The organism is Stenotrophomonas sp. YJH_SMC_29 (assembly GCF_059371235.1).
This window is the reverse complement of record NZ_JCAFUK010000023.1, coordinates 1-19,842: the sequence shown is the minus strand read 5'-3', so window position 1 is coordinate 19,842 and position 19,842 is coordinate 1. Positions and strand designations below refer to the sequence as shown.

Sequence of the window (19,842 nt, the reverse complement as noted above, 5' to 3'; positions counted from 1 at the left end):
AAAAAACGCGGCCCCGATGTTCCGGAGGCCGCGCCAGGAGAGAAGATGCCGTGGAAGGGGCAGGGGATCAGAACACGAAGCTGATGCCGGCCACCGGGCCCTTGAACTCCTGCTTCAGGCCGACCGTGCCGTCGCTGCCCTTCTTGTCCACGTCCAGCTTGAACCAGTCGTAGCCGGCGAACACGCCGAAGTTCTTGGTGAAGCGATAATCGACGATCGCATTGGCGCGGCTCAGGTCGCCCTTGTAGTCGTCGAAGCTGCCCCAGCGCGTGTTGAGGTACTGGCCCTGCAGCGTGATCATCCAGCGCTCGGACGGAGTGAAGGTCATGCGTGCACCCACCACCGGTGCCACGCCGTCGGCCTTCTCGTTGAGGAACTGGCCTTCGTACACAGTGCCCAGGTCGGCGTAGCCCTTGGTGCTGACCTTGGCGTACTCGCCACCAATCTGCAGGCCCAGGTCGAAGGTGTCGGTATCGACGACCGAGTAGTCGTAGACCAGGCTGGCCACCTGGTACTTCAGCTCGCCCTTCACGAAGCTGCCGGCCGGCACCGTCTCACCGCCGAAGGAAATGCCCTGGTCGAGCGTCTCGCGGCGGTCCTTGTCGTACTTGAAGTAGTTGAACAGCAGGCGCTGGCGGTTGCTGATGCGGAACATGCCGTCGATGCGCGGCTCCCATTCCTTGCCGCCCAGCTTGAAGTCCTGGTCCAGGGAGATGTCCTGGCCGGCCACGGTGGTGCTGCCGCGCAGCGTGTTGTCCGAGTCGATGTTCATCGCACCCAGGCGGATGGCGAAGCGGTCATCGCCTTCGGCGGCGTGGGCCGCAGAGGCGAACGATGCGCCGGCGGCGAGCAGGGAAAGGGCGAGCAGGGTGGGTACGGGGCGCATCGAAGAGTCCTTGCAGTGGTTCATCAGAATGAAGACCACTGTGCCGGACGCACGCGTCCACCATGCGTGAACGTATGGTCCATGGGGCGTGTACGGTTCAGCCCTGTCGCGATCCTGCAAAAGGATGGCCCCGGAGCGGGGCTTCGGGGCCATCGTGGGACCTGCGGGGTGGAGCCGACGAGGATGCTGCAGGCAGGTCGAATGATCGGACCGGCTTGCCTGACGAAAGTTCCGCAGCCTGCGACCAAAGTTCAATACTGCGCCGCAACATGGTGCGGACGTCATTGTCCCCCTGGTGGCACGCAAAAATGTAACCGTTACCGCAACTTGCGGCTTCCAGGGATGAACAGGCAGCGGTTGTCTCGCAAATTGTCCCATTGCTATAATTTGGCGGCTCGATGAGGCCCCCCTGCTTTAGCCGCCTCAGCCTTCCACTTGCAACCACGCGGGACGTCCTGTGCTGAACTCCGTTGATGCGGGTCGGCGACTGATGCTGCGCGCCGCGGTCTACCCGCTGGCCGCGGTCGCTGTCCTGGCCCTGGCCTTCCTGCTGGTGGGGCCGAAATATGCCCTCGGTGCGCTGGCGTCCGGAGTGGCGATTTCCGCCGGTGGCTGGGTGGCTGCACGGATGGCACTGGGCGGTGGCGCGGTGGCCGCAGGATCGGCGATGGCTCGCCTGATCATTGCGATCGTGGCCAAGTGGGTCGTGGTTTTCGGCGTCCTGCTGGTGGGGTTCCTGGTCTTCAAGCTGCCTGCATTGGCGCTGTTGGCCGGTATCGCCGTCGGCTTGATGTTCCAGGTCCTGGCCATGGCCAGGCGTTGACAGAATTCAATTAACTGAAGGTTCCGGACACATGGCGGGCGAGGCTCTAACCCCTACCAGCTACATCCAGCATCACCTGCACAACCTGACCGCGCCGGTTGGCAAGGGTGAGGGTATGTTCTGGCATATCCACGTCGATACCTTCCTCACCGCCGTCCTGATGGGCCTGGTGATCGTGGTCGCGTTCTGGCTGGGCACCCGCAAGGCCACTGCCGGCGTGCCGGGCAAGTGGCAGGCCTTCGTCGAGATCTGCCTGGAGTTCGTCGACCGCCAGGCCAAGGATACCTATCACGGCAAGAGCAAGCTGGTCACGCCGATCGCCATCACGATCTTCTTCTGGATCCTGATGATGAACCTGATCAAGATGATCCCGGCCGACTTCATCGCCAAGCCGCTGGAATGGGCGGGCATCCATTACTGGAAGCCGGTACCGACCGCTGACGTCAACGCCACCCTCGGCATGGCCATCAGCGTGTTCTTCCTGATGCTGTTCTTCGCGCTGAAGTCCAAGGGCCTGCTGGGCTTCATCAAGGAATTCCTGACGGCGCCGTTCGGCAAGTGGATGATGCCGTTCAACCTGATCCTCAACATCGTCGAGTGGCTGAGCAAGCCGATCTCGCTGGCGATGCGACTGTTCGGCAACATGTTCGGCGGCGAAATCGTGTTCCTGCTGATCTGGGTGCTGGGTGGTGCCGGTTTCTTCGGTGCCATTGCCGGTGGTGCGTTCGGCCTTGGCTGGATGCTGTTCCACCTGCTGGTGATCCCGCTGCAGGCCTTCATCTTCATGATGCTGTCGATCGTGTACCTGAGCCTGTCGGAAGACGCTCACTGAGTTTCAAGCTTCAACGCGTTTCAACCTTCATCCGTTTCATCACCCTTAGCAACTTAAGTTCCTGGAGATAACCATGTACTTCGCCGTCCTGACCAACTTCGCGCAGATTCAGAGCTCCACCGCCCTTGCCGTCGGCATCATGATCGGCCTGGCCGCGCTGGGCGCCGGTCTGGGTCTGGCCATCATGGCTGGTAAGTTCCTGGAGTCGGCCGCGCGCCAGCCGGAACTGATCCCGGTCCTGCAGGTCCGCATGTTCATCACCGCCGGCCTGATCGACGCCGCGTTCATCATCTCGGTCGCCGTTGGCCTGCTGCTGGCCTTCGCCAACCCGCTGTCGGCTGCCTTCGCTGGCGCCGTCACCAAGGCTCTGGCCGGCTGATACAGCGGTTTGAGACGACCGGGTGCTGAAGCACCCGGTTTCGGATGAAGGCCGGATGTGCCGCTACGGCGGCGCGTCCACCCCGAAACCAGCGATCGAGCTAACCATGAATATCAATTTCACCCTCCTTGCGCAGGCGCTGGCCTTCGCTGGTCTGATCTGGATCATCGCGACCAAGATCTGGCCGCCGCTGATGAACGCGATCGAAGAGCGCCAGCAGAAGATTGCTGAAGGCCTCGCCGCGGCCGACCGCAGCCAGAAAGACCTGGCCCAGGCGCAGGAGAAGGTCAACGAAGCGCTGAAGGAAGCCCGCACCAAGGCCAACGAGATCATCGATCAGGCCCACGCGCGTGCCAACCAGATCGTTGATGCTGCCCGTAACGAAGCGATCACCGAAGCCACCCGTCAGAAGGAACTGGCCCAGGCTGAAATCGACGCCGCCGCCAACCGTGCCCGTGAAGATCTGCGCAAGCAGGTGTCCGCGCTGGCCGTGACCGGTGCCGAAAAGCTGCTCAAGCGCGAAATCGACGCCAACGCCCACAAGGCGCTGCTCGACGAGCTGGCCTCGGAGATCTAAGGATGAGCCAGGCCCTCACGCTTGCCCGCCCGTACGCCCGCGCCGCGTTCGCGACCGCGCGCGACGAAGGCGCGTTCGCGCCGTGGTCGGACGCCCTGGCGTTCTCCGCCCACGTCGCCGCCGACCCGCGCGTGGCGGCCCTGCTCGCCAACCCGGAGCTGGGTCGTGACGACGCCGTCGCCCTGCTGGCGCCGGTGTCGCACGGCGAGACCTACTCGCGCTTCCTGGCCATCCTGGCCGAATCGCATCGTCTGCCGCTGCTGCCGGAAATCTCCGGCATGTTCGACGCCCTGCGCGCCGAAGCCGAGCACGTGGTCAAGGCCACGGTGACCTCGGCGGCCGAACTGTCGGCCGGTGAGCTGGACGCGATCAAGGCTGCGCTGCGCAAGCGCTTCAACCGCGAGGTCGACGTGACCACCGCGGTCGATGCCTCGCTGATCGGCGGCGCCGTGATCGACGCCGGCGACGTGGTCATCGATGGTTCGCTGAAGGGCAAGCTGGCCCGTCTGCAGACCGCGCTCGCTAACTGAATTCATTTAACGTCCGGCCCCGCTGCCGGCACTAGGACTTGACGATGGCAACCACGCTCAACCCCTCCGAAATCAGCGAACTGATCAAGAACCGCATCGAGAAGGTCAAGCTGGCCGCGGAATCGCGCAACGAAGGCACCGTGACCAGCGTGTCCGACGGCATCGTGCGCATCTTCGGTCTGGCCGACGTGATGCAGGGCGAAATGATCGAACTGCCGAACAACACCTTCGCCCTGGCCCTGAACCTGGAGCGCGACTCGGTCGGCGCCGTGGTCCTGGGTGACTACGAGCACCTGCGCGAAGGCGACGTCGCCAAGACCACCGGCCGCATCCTGGAAGTGCCGGTCGGTCCGGAACTGCTGGGCCGCGTGGTCAACGCGCTGGGCGAGCCGATCGATGGCAAGGGCCCGCTGGGCACCGACCTGACCGCTCCGGTGGAGCGTGTTGCGCCGGGCGTGATCTGGCGCAAGTCGGTCGACCAGCCGGTGCAGACCGGTTACAAGTCGGTCGACTCGATGATCCCGATCGGCCGTGGCCAGCGTGAGCTGATCATCGGTGACCGCCAGACCGGCAAGACCGCCATGGCGATCGATGCGGTGATCAACCAGAAGGGCACCGGCATCAAGTGCGTGTACGTTGCGATCGGCCAGAAGGCGTCGACCATCGCCAACATCGTGCGCAAGCTGGAAGAGAACGGCGCGCTGGCCCACACCATCGTGGTGGCCGCGACCGCCTCCGAATCGGCCGCCATGCAGTACATCAGCGCCTACTCGGGCTGCACCATGGGTGAGTACTTCATGGATCGCGGCGAAGACGCGCTGATCGTGTACGACGATCTGTCCAAGCAGGCCGTGGCCTACCGCCAGATCTCGCTGCTGCTGAAGCGCCCGCCGGGCCGTGAAGCCTACCCGGGTGACGTGTTCTACCTGCACTCGCGCCTGCTGGAACGCGCGGCCCGCGTGTCCGAGGAATACGTCGAGAAGTTCACCGAAGGCAAGGTCACCGGCAAGACCGGTTCGCTGACCGCGCTGCCGATCATCGAGACCCAGGCCGGCGACGTGTCCGCCTTCGTTCCGACCAACGTGATCTCGATCACCGACGGCCAGATCTTCCTGGAAACCGACCTGTTCAACGCCGGCATCCGTCCGGCCGTGAACGCCGGTATCTCGGTGTCGCGCGTCGGTGGCTCGGCCCAGACCAAGATCATCAAGAAGCTGTCGGGCGGCATCCGTATCTCGCTGGCCCAGTACCGTGAGCTGGCTGCGTTCGCGCAGTTCGCCTCGGACCTGGACGAAGCGACCCGCAAGCAGCTGGAGCGTGGCCAGCGCGTCACCGAGCTGATGAAGCAGAAGCAGTACGCGCCGATGTCGATCGCCAACCAGGCGCTGTCGATCTACGCCGTCAACGAGGGTTACCTCGACGACGTGCCGGTCAACAAGCTGCTGGCGTTCGAAGAAGGCCTGCACGCCCACTTCGCCAACACCCAGGGCGAGCTGATCAGCAAGGTCAACGCCACCGGCGGTTGGGACAACGACATCGAAGGTGCCTTCAAGAAGGGCATCGCCGAGTTCAAGACCACCGGCAGCTGGTAATCGCGGTCCTGTAGAGCGGAGCCGCTGGCTCCGCTGGACCAGATGACAAACGGTTGAACAACGCGGGGCATCAGCCCCGCGCCACGGGAAACAAGAGATGGCAAGCGGACGCGAAATCAAAACCAAGATCAAGAGCGTGCAGAACACCCGCAAGGTGACGCGCGCCCTGGAAATGGTCTCGGCCTCCAAGATCCGCAAGGCGCAGGATCGGATGAAGACCTCGCGTCCGTACGCGCAGGCGATGAAGCAGGTGATCGGTCATCTGGCCCAGGCCAGCACCGACTACCAGCATCCGTTCCTGGTCGAGCGCGAGCAGGTCAAGCGGGTCGGTTTCATCGTGATCTCCTCCGATCGCGGTCTGGCCGGCGGCCTGAACAACAACCTGTTCCGCAAGATGCTGGGCGAAGCCAAGGCATGGCAGGACAAGGGTGCCGAAGTGGACCTGGTGACCATCGGCCAGAAGGCTTCGACCTTCTTCCGCCGCGTGAAGGTCAACATGGTCGGCAGCGTGACCCACATCGGCGACGTGCCGAAGCTGGAATCGCTGATCGGTGTGATCAAGGTCATGCTCGACGCCTTCACCGAAGGCAAGATCGACCGCGTGTACCTGGTCTACAACCGCTTCGTGAACACCATGGTGCAGAAGGCCAGCTTCGATCAGCTGCTGCCGCTGCCGCCGGCTGAGAAGCAGGTCGCTCACCACGACTGGGATTACCTGTACGAACCCGATGCCGCGACCGTGCTCGAGCACGTGATGACGCGTTACATCGAGTCGCTGGTGTACCAGGCACTGCTGGAAAACGTCGCCTCCGAGCATGCGGCACGCATGGTTGCGATGAAGGCGGCGAGCGACAACGCCAACAAGCTGATCGGCACCCTGCAGCTCGTCTACAACAAGGCGCGCCAGGCAGCGATCACCCAGGAAATCTCCGAAATCGTCGGCGGCGCGGCAGCAGTCTGACCGCGTTCGTTCAAAGCACACATTAGAGGATGCAGCAATGAGTCAGGGCAAGATCGTTCAGATCATCGGCGCGGTCGTCGACGTCGAATTCCCGCGTGAATCGGTGCCGAAGGTGTACGACGCACTGAAGGTGGAAAACACCGAGATCACCCTCGAAGTCCAGCAGCAGCTGGGCGACGGCGTGGTGCGTACCATCGCCCTCGGTTCCACCGACGGCCTGAAGCGCAACCTGGTTGCCGTCAACACCGGCCGTGGCATCTCGGTGCCGGTCGGCGCCGGCACCCTGGGCCGCATCATGGACGTGCTGGGCCGTCCGATCGACGAAGCCGGCCCGGTCGCTGCCAGCGACAACTGGGAAATCCACCGCGCTGCGCCGTCGTATGAAGACCAGTCCCCGGCCACCGAGCTGCTGGAAACCGGCATCAAGGTCATCGACCTGATGTGCCCGTTCGCCAAGGGCGGCAAGGTCGGCCTGTTCGGCGGCGCCGGCGTCGGCAAGACCGTCAACATGATGGAACTGATCAACAACATCGCCAAGGCGCACAGCGGTCTGTCCGTGTTCGCCGGCGTGGGTGAGCGTACCCGTGAGGGCAACGACTTCTACCACGAAATGAAGGACTCCAACGTCCTGGACAAGGTGGCGATGGTGTACGGCCAGATGAACGAGCCGCCGGGCAACCGTCTGCGCGTCGCCCTGACCGGCCTGACCATGGCCGAGTACTTCCGCGATGAGAAGGACGAAAACGGCAAGGGCAAGGACGTCCTGCTGTTCGTCGACAACATCTACCGCTACACCCTGGCCGGTACCGAAGTGTCGGCACTGCTGGGCCGCATGCCGTCCGCGGTGGGTTACCAGCCGACCCTGGCTGAGGAAATGGGCGTCCTGCAGGAGCGCATCACCTCGACCAAGAATGGTTCGATCACCTCGATCCAGGCCGTCTACGTTCCCGCGGACGACCTGACCGACCCGTCGCCGGCGACCACCTTCGCCCACCTGGACTCGACCGTGACCCTGTCGCGTTCGATCGCCTCGCTGGGTATCTACCCGGCCGTCGATCCGCTGGACTCCACCAGCCGCCAGATGGACCCGCTGGTCATCGGCCACGAGCACTACGACACCGCCCAGCGCGTCCAGCAGACCCTGCAGAAGTACAAGGAGCTGAAGGACATCATCGCGATCCTGGGCATGGACGAGCTGTCCGAAGAGGACAAGCAGGCCGTGTCGCGCGCCCGTAAGATCGAGCGCTTCTTCAGCCAGCCGTTCCACGTGGCCGAAGTGTTCACCGGTTCGCCGGGCAAGTACGTGCCGCTGAAGGACACCATCCGTGGCTTCAAGGCCATCGTCGATGGCGAGTACGACCACCTGCCGGAGCAGGCGTTCTACATGGTCGGTGGCATCGAAGAAGCGGTCGAGAAGGCCAAGAAGATGGCCGAGAAGGCCTGACCCGGGCCGGGCAGGAGCGATCCTGCCCGACCTGACGCCGGCGCCGGGCAACCGCCCGCGCCGGTGGACCCCCACGGTGGCATTGCGCCGCCGCGAACAGCGAAGAGATTTGCATGAGCACGATCCGTTGCGACATCGTCAGCGCCGAGCAGGAAATCTTCCGTGGCGAAGCGACCCTGGTCGTGGCCACCGGTGAGCTGGGCGAACTGGGCATCGCGCCCAAGCACGCGCCGCTGATCACCCGCCTGAAGCCGGGCAAGGTGGTGGTGACCACGCCGAACGGCGAGCAGCTGGATTTCGCCATTTCCGGCGGCATCCTGGAAGTGCAGCCGCAGGTGGTGACCGTGCTGGCCGACACCGCGATCCGCGCGCAGGACATCGACGAAGCCTCGGTCCGCAAGGCCAAGGAAGAAGCCGAGCGCATCCTGGCCAACCGCGGCGAAGCGATGGAAGTTGCCGAAGCCCAGCAGAAGCTGGCCGAGGCCGTCGTCCAGCTGCAGGCACTGGAGCGCCTGCGCAAGACCCTCAAGCACTGAGGTTCGCGCAGCATCCATGAGAACGCCGGCCCCGTGCCGGCGTTTTTGTTTGGCGCGGGCAGGGCCGACTGGCTGGAGCCGACCGGGTAGAGCCGACCGGGTAGAGTCGACTGTTAGTCGACTATCGCGCGCAGCGCGGCATTCTGGCGACCTGATGGAAGCGCAGTCGACTGACAGTCGACTCTACCAATCCCAGCCCCGATCCCGATCCTGGTGCCGTCTCAGCGGTATACGACGTAGCGCATCAGCAGGAACGACACGCACGCCAGACCGCCTTCCACCAGCGGCTTGGCCAGCCAAGTGTACTGCAGGCCCAGCGCCTGGTCGACCAGGCTGACCAGCAGCGTGCTCGCCGCCGTCAGCAGCAGCCACAGCCCGAAGAAGCGTGCGAAGCGCTTCCATCCCAGCTTGCGGGTGCCGGCCTCTGCAAAGGTGTAGCGGCCATTGAGCCAGAAGCCCAGCAGCATGCCGGCCAGGCGACCGGCGATGTTGGCTGGCGCCACCGGCATGCCCAGCGCGGTGGCGGCAACGAACACCAGCCAATCGACCAGCAGCTGCACGAGCCCAATCACGAGGTAGGCGCTTCCCTGGCGGACGAGGCTCATCGGCATGGTGAAGGAAGAGGGATGCCCATGTTAACGGCCCACGCTTTAGAATCACCGGCAACGAATTACGGACCGCCGCTCCCATGACCCAAGCCCTGCACGTCATCATCCTCGCCGCCGGCGCCGGCAAGCGCATGAAGTCGGTGCTGCCGAAGGTGCTGCAGCCGATCGCCGGCCAGCCGATGCTGGCGCACGTGATCGATACCGCCCGCGCGTTGCAGCCGGCGGCCATCCACGTGGTCTACGGCCACGGTGGCGAGGCGGTGCGGCAGTACTTTGCCGACCAGCCCGACCTGCAATGGGCCGAGCAGGCACAACAGCTCGGCACCGGCCACGCGGTGGCGCAGGCAATGCCGCAGGTGCCCGATGCTGCGCAGGTGCTGGTGCTGTACGGCGACGTGCCGCTGATCCGCGCGCAGACGCTGCGCGACCTGCTGGCCGAGCCGGGGCGACTGGCGGTGCTGGTGGCCGAGGTCGATGATCCGACCGGTTACGGGCGCGTGCTGCGTGACGCCGAGGGCAGGGTCGGCGCGATCGTCGAGCAGAAGGACGCCACCGACGACCAGCTGCGCGTGCGCACGATCAACACCGGCATCATCGCCGCTGAATCCACCGCGCTGCGGCGCTGGCTGTCGCAGCTGTCCAACAGCAACGCACAGGGCGAGTACTACCTCACCGACGTGTTCGCCTTCGCCGCGCATGAGTACACCCCGGCCGAAATGGCGCTGGTGGCCGACGCACAGGAAGCCGAGGGCGCAAACGATCCCTGGCAGCTGTCGCAGCTGGAGCGTGCGTGGCAGCGTCGCGCGGTGCGGGCGTTGTGCGCGCAGGGCGCGCGGGTGCGCGATCCGGCGCGGCTGGACATCCGCGGCACGGTCACCGTCGGCAGTGACGTGCTGATCGATGTCGATGTCATCCTCGAGGGCAACATCGTGCTCGGTGACGGCGTCACCGTGGGCCCGTTCAATCGCCTGAAGGATGTCAATCTGGGCCCGGGCACCGAGGTGCGCGCGCACTGCGATCTGGAAGGCGTGGTCACCGAAGGTGCCGCGCTGGTGGGACCGTTCGCGCGCCTGCGCCCCGGTACCGTGCTGGCCGATGGCGTGCACGTCGGCAACTTCGTTGAAACCAAGAAGGTCACCCTTGGCGTCGGCAGCAAGGCCAACCACCTCACCTACCTGGGTGATGCCGAGATCGGCAGCCGGGTCAACATCGGTGCCGGCACGATCACCTGCAACTACGATGGCGTGAACAAGTCCACCACCACCATCGGCGACAACGCGTTCATCGGCTCCAACAGCTCGCTGGTGGCGCCGCTGACGATCGGCGAGGGCGCCACCATCGCCGCGGGTTCGGTCATCACCCGCACCGCTCCGGACGGCAAGCTGACCCTGGCGCGCGCACGACAGGAAACGATCGATGGCTGGAAGCGCCCGGTCAAGAAACCCTGAGCCACGTGTCCCGCGCGCCGACGAGCTCGGCCTGTTGCCGGCAATTGAACAGCGTGCCGGCGAACTGCTGAAGGGCCACGAAGCCTATCCGGTGTTTGCCGGCCACGGCCTGGACCTGCAGGCACTGCAGGATGGCCTTCGGCGCGGGCAGCTGTGGGTGGTCGATGCCGCTGAAGGCGGTATTGCGGGTTACCTGCTGGGCGGCGAGCTGTGCGGCGAGTTCCATGTCGTGCAGATGGATGTGGACCCGGCACATGCGCGTCGTGGCCATGGCCGTGCCCTGCTGCGGCATGCCGTGGCGCAGGCCAGGGCGGCCGGTTTTGCCGCCGCGGTGCTGACCACCTTGAGCGATGTCCCGTGGAATGCAGCCTTCTACGCCAGCGAAGGGTTCGTTGAAGTGCCGGAAGCGGAGTGGAGCGAGGGCCTGCGCGCGGTGATGGCCGAAGAGGCTGCATTGGGGTTCCCGATGCACCTGCGAGTGGCGATGCGGCAGGTTGGGTAGGTGCCGACCTGGCTCGGCACATCCACGCATGGCGTGGATCTATTCGATCAAGCCACCGGCAACAGGATCGACACGCACAAGCCGCCATCACCGCGGTTCTGCAGCGACACCCGTCCCCCGTGCGCCTCCACGATCTCGCGGGTCAGCGCCAATCCCAGGCCGGTGCCATTGCGCTTGGTCGAATAGAAGGGCATCAGCGCGTTCTGCAGCACCTGCTCGTTCATGCCCTTGCCGCGATCGAGCACATCCAGGCGCAGCCACTGCGGCAGCCGCGTCAGCTGCACCCGCACGTCATCATTGGGCGGATCGGCTTCGGCGCAGGCTTCGTGGGCGTTCTTCAGCAGGTTCAACAGCGCCTGCCCGAACTGCGCGATGTCGATGCGGCTGCTCAGTTCCTCGTCCGGCTCCTGCTCCAGGGTGAACGGGATCTGCTGGCGCAGGCTGGACAGGAAGGGCGCCCAGTGCACGGTCTGCAGTTGTGGCTGGGGCAGCTTGGCAAAGCGCGCATAGCCACGGATGAAGCCCTCCAGGTGGCGCGCCCGGTCCTCGATGGTGGTGAAGATCTCCGGCAGCCGTTCGAAACGCTCCCGCTGCACCAGCACGCCGCCGGAATGGGCCAGCGAGGCGATCGGTGCCAGCGAATTGTTGAGCTCGTGGCTGATCACCCGGATCACCTTTTTCCACGTCTGCACTTCCTGGCGGCGCAGCTCGGCAGTGAGCAGGCGCACCAGCAGCAGATCGTGAGGGCGGCCGTTGAGCTGGAAGGCGCGGCGGGAGAGGTGATAGACCTGCTCGTCCTCCTCATCGCCTTCGTCGCCCTCGGCATGCACCGCAAAGAGGCTGTCGCCGCCGCGGACGATGGCATCGCGCAGCTCCACCGGCACCTGCTCCAGCACCTCTTCCAGGCGCTGGCCCTCCAGCTTCCAGCCGCCGTGCAGCAGCTTGCGCGCGGCCAGATTGGAGAACACCACGCGGGCGATGCCATCGCCGCCGGATGCAATCAACAGCATCGCCACCGGCGTGTTCTGCACCATCGTGTCCAGCAGCAGTTCGCGCTGCACCAGGCCCTGCCGCTGTTCGCGCAGCACATCGCCCAGCTCGCGGTGGGCCTGCACCAGGTCGCCCAGTTCGTCGTTGTCCGGCCAGTACACGCCGAAGGTGTACTCGCCGTCGCGGTAGCTGCTGGTGGTGCCGGACAGCGCGCGCATCAACGAGCGCACCGGAGCGGTGGCGCGGCGCAGGGTCCACCACATCAGCGCCAGCAGCAGCGCCGCCGACACCGAGGTCACCACCCAGCCATGGTCCATCCAGTAGGCCAGCAGCCACGGCAACGCAGCGGCCAGGGCCAGCACCGGCAGCAGGCGCAGGAACAGGCGGAAGGTGAACGAGCGCCGTTTCATTCGCGTGGGATGCCGTGCCGGTCCATGCGCCGGTACAGCGCCTGGCGGCTCAGGCCGAGCTCGGCGGCCGCCTGGGCGATGACGCCATGGTGGCGCGCCAGCACGTCCTCGATGCGCGCGCGGTCTGGATCATTGCCGGCGCTCGCGGTGGCGCGCGGTGCCGGTGCCGCACGCGGCAGGTTGAGATCGGCCACGTCGATGCGGTTGCCGGTCGCCAGCAGTTCGGCGCGCTGGATCACGTTGCGCAGTTCGCGCACGTTGCCCGGCCACGGGTGCCGCTGCAGGGCGGCAGCGGCGGCGCTGGCCAGCGGCTTGCCGGCAGCCAGGAAGCGCTCGGCCAGCGGCACGATGTCACCCGGACGTTCGGCCAGCGGCGGCAGCACCAGTTCGACCGTGTTGAGGCGGTAATACAGGTCCTCGCGGAAGCTGCCGTCGCGGATCATCGCCGGCAGGTCGGCGTTGGTCGCGCTGACCACGCGGACCTTGACCTGTCGTTCGCGGTTGGAGCCCAGGCGCTCGAAGCGGCCGGTCTCCAGCACGCGCAACAGCTTCATCTGCCCGCCCAGCGACAGGTTGCCGATCTCATCCAGGAACAGCGTGCCGCCGTCGGCAGCTTCGAACTTGCCTTCGCGTGCCTTGTTGGCGCCGGTATACGCGCCGGCCTCGGCGCCGAACAGTTCCGCCTCGATCAGTTCCGACGGCAGTGCGCCGCAGTTGACCGTGACGAACGGGCCCTTGGCCACCAGCGAGTTGGCCTGGATGATCTGCGCGATCTTCTCCTTGCCAGCGCCGTTGGGGCCGGTGATCAGCACGGGCAGCTCCGAGCGCGCGACCTGGCAGGCCAGGGCGATGACGCGCTCGCTGGCCGGATCGGCGAAGACCGCGCCACACAGGTCGTACTTCTCCTCCAGCGCAGTGCGCTGCCGCAGCTCACGCGCGCGCCGCCGGTCCAGCTCGCGACGGGCCTCGGACAGTTCCAGCAGGTTGTTGACCGTGGTCAGCAGCTTGCGGTCGTCCCACGGCTTGGCCAGGTAGTCGGCGGCACCGGCCTTGACCAGGTCCACTGCGCTGCTCAGGTGGGTCCAGGCAGTCAGCAGGATCACCGGCAGGTCCGGGTGGCGCGCGCGGATCTGTGCGAACAGCGCTTCGCCCTCCTCGCCGGAGGTGGTGTCCTCGCTGAAGTTCATGTCCTGGATCACCAGGTCGACCGGCTGCGACTCCAGCAGCGCCAGGCCCTCGGCCGGGCTCTGCGCCTGCAGGGTGTCGATGTCGTGCAGGGAGAACAGCACGTCCAGCGCGGTGCCCACACTGGCGTTGTCATCGATGATCAGGATCGAAGGCATCAAGCGGTTCTGCAGAAAGGGATGGGCGGCACCGATGGAGCCGTGTTCGTGTCCGTACGCCGGGAGAGCCCGGCGCCACCCACCAAGCATAGCCAAAGCCGTGGCCATGCAGGCGTTGCCGCTTCTCAGGGGCGGGGCGGAGGAGGTGGCGGCGGCGGGGGCGGCGGCGGAGCGTCCAGCGCCTGGCGCCAGGCGTCCACATCCACCGCGACGCTCACCAGCCGTCGCTCCCGCCGCAGCAGCAGGTAGGCCCGCGCGGCGGGGGAATCGATCAGCGCCCGGGACAGGTGATCGATCTGGTACACGGGCGTGTCATCCACGCGCAGGATGCGGTCCCCGCGGCGGACACCGAATCGGCCCTCCGGGCGCGCCGCCTCCACCTGGATCTGGCCTTCGGTCGAGTGCAGCGCCAGCCGGGCCTCGCCCTGCTGCCACTGCAGGGTGCTTGCGCTGCCACCGCCGGCAACTGCCGGCAGTGGGAGGAGCATCAGCAGGGTCATCAGACGTGTGCGCATCTCAGGCTCCGCGCGTGGCGACTGCGGGGGGGACCGCCGCAGCGCGACGCGCCGGGCCGAACACCGCGACCTGGCCCAGCGTCCACAGCAGCAGGGCGCCCAGCGGCAGGTACAGCAGCGGCATGCGCGGCAGCTCGTACAGGTTCATCAGTGCCAGGTTGATCGCGTAGGCGGCCAGCATGCCCAGCACGATGCCCAGCGTGGCCAGCAGGAAGTTCTCGGTCTGGAAGTAGCGCAGGATCTGGCCCCGGGTGGCGCCGAGCGCGCGGCGGATGCCGATCTGCTTGCTGCGCTGCTGCACCCAGAAGCTGGCCAGCCCGACGATGCCGAGCGCAGTGACCACCAGCAGCGCCACGCAGACGGTGATCAGCAGGCCGACCATTGCGCGGTCGTTCTTGAAGAAGTCCTCGCGCTGGTCGGTGAACGACTGCTTCTCGCGGATCAGTCGGTTGGGATCGTTGCGGTCCAGGGCGGACAGTGCGGCCTTGAGCACCTCATCGCGGCGCGCAGGATCGGTGCGCAGCATGTAGATGCCATCGCCGAAGACGCGGCGCACCGGCATGATCATGGTGTCATCCCAGTTGTTGCCCCAGCCATTGGGCGTGGCCAGCGTATCGACGATGCCGATCACGTTCACCGTCTGCTTGCCCATGTAGTACGTCTTGCCCAGCGCATTGCCGTCCGGCGCCATCTTGTGCGCGGCGGCCTGGCTGAGGATCACCGGCGTGCCGTTGGCCTTGCTCAGGTTGTCGAAGTCGAAGTACTCGGCCGGCTGGAAGTCGCGGCCGGCAACCAGGTTGAGGCCCAGCGTGCGCAACGCGTCTTCGGAGAACGTGTACATGCCGACGCTGGCCGTCGGCCGTTCCTGGTTCATTTCGCGCGAGATGCTGGTGTTGGACGAGCTGTTGCGGAACGGCACCTGGTTGATCACGCTGACCGCGGTGACCCCGGGGATGGCGCGCAGCGATGCCAGGTCCTCGCGGGTGCGGGCGGCGGCATCGGTCTGCTTGCCGACGCCGGTCACGCGGACCAGGACCAGCTCGTTTTCGGCCATGCCGCTGGTCCGGCTGATGCGCTCCACGCGCTGGCTGACCAGGAACAGGGCATTGCAGACGATGGCGCAGGTCAGGGCGATTTCAAGCACGATCAGCGCGGCAGCGGTCTTGTGCCGGCGCAGGGTGCTGAGGATGGGGCGGATGTCCATGGGAGGTCCTCGTTCTCGTGCTTACTGCGACTTGAGCTGGATGGCGGGAGTGACCTGCATCGCGCGCCAGGCGGGCAGGAAGCCGGCGGCGAGGCTGGCGAGCAGGGTCAGGCCCAGCGCGAGCAGCAGCATGCTGCCATCCAGGTGGGCCAGCTGCGCGTAGCTGACGGGCTGCTGGCGGACCGCGTACAGCCCCAGCAGGGCCAGTCCGATGCCGAGCACGCCGCCGACCACACCCACGGCACCGGCTTCGACCAGGCACTGCAGGAAGATCTGGCCGCGGCTGGCGCCCAGCGCGCGGCGCACACCGATCTCGCCGCTGCGGCGCAGGAACTTGGCCAGCAGCAGGCCGACCGTGTTGACCAGGCAGACGCCCAGGAAGCCCAGGGCCAGCCACAGCTGCAGCCGCACGTCGCTGGGTACCGCGCCCTTGAAGTCCAGCCACTCCATCACGTTGCGCAGGCGGACGTTGACCGGGCGTTCGAAGCGGCCGGCCTGGCGCTGCAGGCTGGAGTAGTTCTCCAGATAGCGCCGGTAGTCGCCGGCCTTGGACGGATCCATCTCTGCCCAGTACTGCAGGTAGGCGCAGGGCGCGTTGACGGAGTAGCTGTTGGCGCCGTCGGGATTTTCACCGAAGCAGTTCATGTTGCCATTGCTGCCCAGCTGCAGATCGAACGAGGTGGAGATCGGCGCCAGCAGATCCTCTTCCTTGCCGAACGCGCCGGTGGTGAGGTCGAAGAAGTGTGGCTCCGGGTTCCAGGCCTTCATGACGCCGACGATGCGCAGCGCATTGCCCTCGAGCCGGATTTCGCGACCGACGCTGTTCGCGCCCTGGAACAGCTTCTCGTTGAGCGCCTTGGAGATGACGGCCACGCGGGCCCGCCCGTTGTCGTCCTCGCGGGTCCACGGCCGCCCGTACTGCATGGGCACGTTGAACATCGGGAAGAAGTCGGCCGAGGTCCAGCGGGTGTCGATGGAGAACGGCTTGAGCGTACTGTTGTCCGGTTCGATCGTTGCATCACCGGCAGTCATCATCACCTGGCGCTCGGCTTTCGCTTCGCGCAGCAGCGCTTCGGCGTCATAGCGCGTCATCTGCTCTTCCGGTTCCTCCTCAAGGCCGAAGCCGTTGCGGGGCCGCGGGTCGATCTGCGCGTAGAACAGGCGCTCGCTCTTGTCCGGAATGGGGTTGCCGGACAGGACGTGGAACACGGTCAGGGTGGTCATCGAGGCACCGATGCCGAGCGCGATGGCCACCACCATCAGCGCGGTCAGGACCTTGTTGCGGCGGAAGCTGCGTACCGCCAATCGGGCGTAGTAGGCGAACATGGCCGGGCCCTCACTCGTTGACGGCGACGATGTGGCGCGGCGTGGCCAGCACCGGCTCGCGGACCAGGTCGGTGACCTGGCCGTCGACGATGTGCACGTTGCGCTGTGCACGCGCGGCCAGTTCCGGATCATGGGTGACCATCACGATGGTGGTGCCGGCGGCGTTGATCTCCTCCAGCAGTTCCATCACGCCGCGCGCCATCTGCGTGTCCAGGTTGCCGGTCGGTTCGTCGGCCAGCAGCAGGCGCGGGCTGCCAGCCAGCGCACGCGCGATCGCCGCGCGCTGCTGCTGGCCACCGGACAGCTCATTCGGGTAGTGCTTCATGCGCGAGCCCAGGCCGACCTGGGTCAGCGCCTTCTCGATGCGTTCGCGGCGCTCGTTGGCGCTCATCTTGCGGTAGCGCAGCGGCACGTCGACGTTGTCGAACAGGTTCAGGTCGGGGATCAGGTTGAAGCCCTGGAAGATGAAACCGATCTTCTGGTTGCGCAGGCGGCTGCGGGCGTCGTCACCCAGCGTGCTCACGTCCTGGCCGTCCAGCAGGTAGGTGCCGCTGGTGAAGGTCTCCAGCAGGCCGGCGATGTTGAGGAAGGTGGTCTTGCCGGAGCCGGACGGCCCCGTGACGGCGACGAACTCGCCCTCCTTGACCTGCAGTTCCAGTGAGCGCAACGCGTGGGTTTCCACCTGTTCGGTGCGGAAGACCTTGGCGACCGAACGCATTTCGAGCATGTACATGGGGTGTCCTCTCTCCAGGATGTGTCAGTTGACGGAGACGCGTTCGGCGTCCTTGAACAGGTCGCTGCCGGAGACCACGATGCGGTCGCCCGGCTGCACACCCGACTTGATTTCCACTTCGCCCAGGCTGCTGACGCCCAGTTCCACCGGACGCCGCACGGCGGTGCGGCCATCCATCACGTAGGCCATGCCATTGCCCTGCTCGACGAACGGGCCGCGCTCGACCTTCAGCACGTCCTTGCGGGTATCGAGCAGCACCCGCACCGACATCCGCTGGCTCTGGCGCAGGCCTTCCGGCTGCGCACTGGCAAAGCGCACGCGGGCGTTGACCTCGCCGTTGACCACTTCCGGCGACACCGCGCTGATCTCGCCCGGGAAGGGCTTGCCGTTGCCGCCGGTCAGCTGGGCCGGCATGCCGATCGCCAGGTCGCGGGCGAAGCTTTCCGGCACCTTGATCTCGACTTCGAACTTGGACAGGTCGACCACGCCCAGCACCGGTGCATTGGCGGCCAGGTTGGTGGACTGGACGGCCTGCACCTGGCCGACCTGGCCATCGAACGGCGCGCGCAGGGTCAGTGCATCGACCTGGCGTTGCACCTCGGCCACCACGGCCTTCTGGCGGTCGGCCAGCAGGCGCTTGTTGCGGGCATCCAGGTCCGCGCCCTGGCTCTGCAGGCGCGCATCGGTGGTGGCGTTGGCCAGGGTGATGTCGGCCTTCTTCAGCGAGTCCTTGGCCTTGGCCAGGTCGATCTGCGGCACCGCACCGCCGTCATAGCCGCGCTGGTAGCGCTGCAGGTCGCGGTCGGCGGCCTGCCGTTCGATCGTGGCCTGGTCGGTTTCCTTGCGCGACTTGGCGCGGGCCAGGGTCGCGTCCAGCGCGGCGCGGCTGGCCTCGGCTTCCAGGCCCGCCAGCGTTGCCTGTTCCTGGGCCAGCTTGCTGCGCAGTTCCGGGCTGTCGATGATCGCCAGCTCCTGGCCCTTCTTCACCACGTCACCGGCAACGACCTTCAGGTCGACGGTGCCGGCCGACACGGCATACAGGATCGGGCTGTTGGCCGCGATCACCCGTCCATCGGCGGCGATGTCGCGGATCAGATCGCCCCGCTTCACCTCCGCGATGCGCACGCGGCTGCTGTCGAAGGAGCGGCTGGCATTGGACCAGGCATGCACCGCCCAGCCGATGCCGGCCAGCAGCGCGATGGCGCCCAGCGCCGGCCAGCGGTAGCGGTGCCAGCTTGCGCGGGAGGTGCCGGCCGGGGCGGAGGAAACGATCTGGTCCTGTGCGGAAGTGTCGCGGATCATCGGTGCGTGCCTGACGGTGGTAGCCAGTACCAAGCACGTAGCGTGCCAACTTTAATTCATTGCAGATCAATGATTTGGGTGGCTCGCACGAGTGTCCGGGTGTCCGCGGACACCTTTCCGGACACTTTCATTAAGCGGACAGGAGGGCGAAGCCGGACGCGCGGGCTAGAATGCGCCGATCGTCTTCAAGGAAACGCGTGACATGTGTGGAATCGTGGGTGCAATCGCCGATCGCGACGTGGTGCCGGTACTGATCGAAGGCCTGAAGCGGCTTGAGTACCGTGGCTATGACTCCTCGGGTATCGCGGTGATCGACCACGCCGAGCGCCCTGAGGTACGGCGTGTGCGCCGTACCGGCCGCGTATCGGAAATGGCGACGGCGGCTGAAGCCGAAGGCTTCCATGCGGTGCTGGGCATCGGCCACACCCGCTGGGCCACCCATGGTGGCGTCACCGAGGCCAACGCGCATCCGCACATCAGCCACGGCGTGGCGCTGGTGCACAACGGCATCATCGAGAACCACGAAGAGCAGCGCGAGAAACTGCGTGCGCTGGGCTACACCTTCGAGTCGCAGACCGACACCGAAGTCATCGCGCACCTGATCCACCATCACCTGAAGGGTGGCGATGACCTGCTGGTGGCGCTGCAGCACACGGTGAAGGAGCTGACCGGCGCCTACGCGCTGGCCGTGGTCAGCCGTGCCGAGCCGGAGCGCTTCGTCTGCGCGCGCATGGGCTGCCCGCTGCTGGTGGGCCTGGGTGAGGGCGAGAACTTCGTCGCCTCCGACGTCTCGGCGGTGATCTCGGCCACCCGCAAGGTGATCTTCCTGGAAGAGGGCGACACCGCCGAGATCCGTCGCGATGGCGTGCGCATCTTCGATGAGCATGACCGGCCGGTCGAG

21 protein-coding genes are annotated in these 19,842 nt (G+C 66.2%); 12 read left to right on the top strand and 9 right to left on the bottom strand.

Features of this window, described 5'->3' with window-relative positions; genetic code table 11:
- Positions 1 to 67 precede the first annotated feature (67 nt).
- Positions 68 to 886 carry a hypothetical protein gene (locus tag AC5P9I_RS19310; protein WP_049466590.1) on the bottom strand — a complete coding sequence of 273 codons (819 nt, stop codon included), beginning with the start codon at positions 884 to 886 and terminating at the stop codon, positions 68 to 70.
- A 457-nt stretch (positions 887 to 1,343) separates the two neighbouring features.
- Between AC5P9I_RS19310 and AC5P9I_RS19305 the strand changes: the two genes are divergently transcribed.
- The 9 genes from AC5P9I_RS19305 (at position 1,344) to AC5P9I_RS19265 (ending at position 8,560) form a co-directional block, all read left to right on the top strand.
- Entirely contained in the window at positions 1,344 to 1,709 is a 366-nt protein-coding gene (locus AC5P9I_RS19305) for a hypothetical protein (RefSeq protein WP_014648497.1), read from the top strand.
- A gap of 31 nt (positions 1,710 to 1,740) precedes the next feature.
- Positions 1,741 to 2,541, top strand: a complete 801-nt coding sequence (gene atpB / locus AC5P9I_RS19300) for a F0F1 ATP synthase subunit A (protein ID WP_049466592.1) — start codon at positions 1,741 to 1,743, stop codon at positions 2,539 to 2,541.
- Between the two features lie 73 nt (positions 2,542 to 2,614).
- The gene (atpE, locus tag AC5P9I_RS19295; RefSeq protein ID WP_005411133.1) at positions 2,615 to 2,920 is read left to right on the top strand and encodes a F0F1 ATP synthase subunit C; all 306 of its coding nucleotides are present in this window, start codon (positions 2,615 to 2,617) and stop codon (positions 2,918 to 2,920) included.
- 106 nt (positions 2,921 to 3,026) lie between these two features.
- A complete protein-coding gene (locus AC5P9I_RS19290) occupies positions 3,027 to 3,497 on the top strand; it encodes a F0F1 ATP synthase subunit B (RefSeq protein ID WP_005419512.1) in 471 nt (156 codons plus the stop codon).
- Positions 3,498 to 3,499: 2 nt separating this feature from the next.
- A complete protein-coding gene (locus AC5P9I_RS19285; protein ID WP_049466594.1) occupies positions 3,500 to 4,027 on the top strand; it encodes a F0F1 ATP synthase subunit delta in 528 nt (175 codons plus the stop codon).
- Positions 4,028 to 4,071: 44 nt separating this feature from the next.
- On the top strand, positions 4,072 to 5,619 hold the full coding sequence (atpA, locus tag AC5P9I_RS19280) for a F0F1 ATP synthase subunit alpha (RefSeq protein ID WP_005419511.1): 1,548 nt from the start codon (positions 4,072 to 4,074) through the stop codon (positions 5,617 to 5,619).
- Between the two features lie 97 nt (positions 5,620 to 5,716).
- Positions 5,717 to 6,580, top strand: a complete 864-nt coding sequence (atpG, locus tag AC5P9I_RS19275) for a F0F1 ATP synthase subunit gamma (RefSeq protein WP_005411129.1) — start codon at positions 5,717 to 5,719, stop codon at positions 6,578 to 6,580.
- Positions 6,581 to 6,617: 37 nt separating this feature from the next.
- Entirely contained in the window at positions 6,618 to 8,024 is a 1,407-nt protein-coding gene (gene atpD / locus AC5P9I_RS19270; protein WP_005419510.1) for a F0F1 ATP synthase subunit beta, read from the top strand.
- 113 nt (positions 8,025 to 8,137) lie between these two features.
- The gene (locus tag AC5P9I_RS19265) at positions 8,138 to 8,560 is read left to right on the top strand and encodes a F0F1 ATP synthase subunit epsilon (RefSeq protein ID WP_005411127.1); all 423 of its coding nucleotides are present in this window, start codon (positions 8,138 to 8,140) and stop codon (positions 8,558 to 8,560) included.
- Between the two features lie 221 nt (positions 8,561 to 8,781).
- Here AC5P9I_RS19265 and AC5P9I_RS19260 read toward each other — a convergent pair whose 3' ends face one another.
- A complete protein-coding gene (locus tag AC5P9I_RS19260) occupies positions 8,782 to 9,165 on the bottom strand; it encodes a GtrA family protein (protein WP_049466598.1) in 384 nt (127 codons plus the stop codon).
- An 83-nt stretch (positions 9,166 to 9,248) separates the two neighbouring features.
- Here AC5P9I_RS19260 and glmU point away from each other — a divergent pair, with 83 nt between their 5' ends.
- Entirely contained in the window at positions 9,249 to 10,616 is a 1,368-nt protein-coding gene (gene glmU / locus AC5P9I_RS19255) for a bifunctional UDP-N-acetylglucosamine diphosphorylase/glucosamine-1-phosphate N-acetyltransferase GlmU (RefSeq protein ID WP_049466599.1), read from the top strand.
- A complete protein-coding gene (locus AC5P9I_RS19250) occupies positions 10,585 to 11,118 on the top strand; it encodes a GNAT family N-acetyltransferase (protein ID WP_049466600.1) in 534 nt (177 codons plus the stop codon). The genes glmU and AC5P9I_RS19250 overlap by 32 nt, the downstream gene beginning before the upstream one ends.
- A gap of 47 nt (positions 11,119 to 11,165) precedes the next feature.
- Here AC5P9I_RS19250 and AC5P9I_RS19245 read toward each other — a convergent pair whose 3' ends face one another.
- From AC5P9I_RS19245 to AC5P9I_RS19215, 7 genes are all read right to left on the bottom strand, one after another.
- A complete protein-coding gene (locus AC5P9I_RS19245) occupies positions 11,166 to 12,518 on the bottom strand; it encodes a sensor histidine kinase (RefSeq protein ID WP_130768222.1) in 1,353 nt (450 codons plus the stop codon).
- Entirely contained in the window at positions 12,515 to 13,861 is a 1,347-nt protein-coding gene (locus tag AC5P9I_RS19240; protein ID WP_064239236.1) for a sigma-54-dependent transcriptional regulator, read from the bottom strand. Before AC5P9I_RS19240 ends, AC5P9I_RS19245 begins: the two co-directional genes overlap by 4 nt.
- Positions 13,862 to 13,986: 125 nt before the next feature.
- Positions 13,987 to 14,376 carry a PDZ domain-containing protein gene (locus AC5P9I_RS19235; protein ID WP_103282045.1) on the bottom strand — a complete coding sequence of 130 codons (390 nt, stop codon included), beginning with the start codon at positions 14,374 to 14,376 and terminating at the stop codon, positions 13,987 to 13,989.
- 1 nt (position 14,377) lies between these two features.
- The gene (locus AC5P9I_RS19230) at positions 14,378 to 15,580 is read right to left on the bottom strand and encodes an ABC transporter permease (protein ID WP_057495084.1); all 1,203 of its coding nucleotides are present in this window, start codon (positions 15,578 to 15,580) and stop codon (positions 14,378 to 14,380) included.
- A gap of 21 nt (positions 15,581 to 15,601) precedes the next feature.
- Positions 15,602 to 16,906, bottom strand: a complete 1,305-nt coding sequence (locus AC5P9I_RS19225; RefSeq protein WP_049443921.1) for an ABC transporter permease — start codon at positions 16,904 to 16,906, stop codon at positions 15,602 to 15,604.
- Between the two features lie 10 nt (positions 16,907 to 16,916).
- On the bottom strand, positions 16,917 to 17,639 hold the full coding sequence (locus tag AC5P9I_RS19220; RefSeq protein WP_049466611.1) for an ABC transporter ATP-binding protein: 723 nt from the start codon (positions 17,637 to 17,639) through the stop codon (positions 16,917 to 16,919).
- A 24-nt stretch (positions 17,640 to 17,663) separates the two neighbouring features.
- Complete coding sequence (locus AC5P9I_RS19215) at positions 17,664 to 18,941, bottom strand: efflux RND transporter periplasmic adaptor subunit (protein WP_130768221.1); 1,278 nt, start codon at positions 18,939 to 18,941, stop codon at positions 17,664 to 17,666.
- Between the two features lie 202 nt (positions 18,942 to 19,143).
- Between AC5P9I_RS19215 and AC5P9I_RS19210 the strand changes: the two genes are divergently transcribed.
- Positions 19,144 to 19,842: glutamine--fructose-6-phosphate aminotransferase (locus AC5P9I_RS19210; protein WP_495217392.1), on the top strand; the 699-nt coding region annotated here is incomplete at its 3' end.

What these genes read in the sequence shown, in the direction of transcription:
- AC5P9I_RS19310 (WP_049466590.1), bottom strand. Translation starts at nt 886, where the DNA reads ATGCGCCCCGTACCCACCCTGCTCGCCCTTTCCCTGCTCGCCGCCGGC.
- atpB (WP_049466592.1), top strand. Translation starts at nt 1,741, where the DNA reads ATGGCGGGCGAGGCTCTAACCCCTACCAGCTACATCCAGCATCACCTG.
- atpE (WP_005411133.1), top strand. Translation starts at nt 2,615, where the DNA reads ATGTACTTCGCCGTCCTGACCAACTTCGCGCAGATTCAGAGCTCCACC.
- AC5P9I_RS19290 (WP_005419512.1), top strand. Translation starts at nt 3,027, where the DNA reads ATGAATATCAATTTCACCCTCCTTGCGCAGGCGCTGGCCTTCGCTGGT.
- AC5P9I_RS19285 (WP_049466594.1), top strand. Translation starts at nt 3,500, where the DNA reads ATGAGCCAGGCCCTCACGCTTGCCCGCCCGTACGCCCGCGCCGCGTTC.
- atpA (WP_005419511.1), top strand. Translation starts at nt 4,072, where the DNA reads ATGGCAACCACGCTCAACCCCTCCGAAATCAGCGAACTGATCAAGAAC.
- atpG (WP_005411129.1), top strand. Translation starts at nt 5,717, where the DNA reads ATGGCAAGCGGACGCGAAATCAAAACCAAGATCAAGAGCGTGCAGAAC.
- atpD (WP_005419510.1), top strand. Translation starts at nt 6,618, where the DNA reads ATGAGTCAGGGCAAGATCGTTCAGATCATCGGCGCGGTCGTCGACGTC.
- AC5P9I_RS19265 (WP_005411127.1), top strand. Translation starts at nt 8,138, where the DNA reads ATGAGCACGATCCGTTGCGACATCGTCAGCGCCGAGCAGGAAATCTTC.
- AC5P9I_RS19260 (WP_049466598.1), bottom strand. Translation starts at nt 9,165, where the DNA reads ATGAGCCTCGTCCGCCAGGGAAGCGCCTACCTCGTGATTGGGCTCGTG.
- glmU (WP_049466599.1), top strand. Translation starts at nt 9,249, where the DNA reads ATGACCCAAGCCCTGCACGTCATCATCCTCGCCGCCGGCGCCGGCAAG.
- AC5P9I_RS19250 (WP_049466600.1), top strand. Translation starts at nt 10,585, where the DNA reads ATGGCTGGAAGCGCCCGGTCAAGAAACCCTGAGCCACGTGTCCCGCGC.
- AC5P9I_RS19245 (WP_130768222.1), bottom strand. Translation starts at nt 12,518, where the DNA reads ATGAAACGGCGCTCGTTCACCTTCCGCCTGTTCCTGCGCCTGCTGCCG.
- AC5P9I_RS19240 (WP_064239236.1), bottom strand. Translation starts at nt 13,861, where the DNA reads ATGCCTTCGATCCTGATCATCGATGACAACGCCAGTGTGGGCACCGCG.
- AC5P9I_RS19235 (WP_103282045.1), bottom strand. Translation starts at nt 14,376, where the DNA reads ATGCGCACACGTCTGATGACCCTGCTGATGCTCCTCCCACTGCCGGCA.
- AC5P9I_RS19230 (WP_057495084.1), bottom strand. Translation starts at nt 15,580, where the DNA reads ATGGACATCCGCCCCATCCTCAGCACCCTGCGCCGGCACAAGACCGCT.
- AC5P9I_RS19225 (WP_049443921.1), bottom strand. Translation starts at nt 16,906, where the DNA reads ATGTTCGCCTACTACGCCCGATTGGCGGTACGCAGCTTCCGCCGCAAC.
- AC5P9I_RS19220 (WP_049466611.1), bottom strand. Translation starts at nt 17,639, where the DNA reads ATGTACATGCTCGAAATGCGTTCGGTCGCCAAGGTCTTCCGCACCGAA.
- AC5P9I_RS19215 (WP_130768221.1), bottom strand. Translation starts at nt 18,941, where the DNA reads ATGATCCGCGACACTTCCGCACAGGACCAGATCGTTTCCTCCGCCCCG.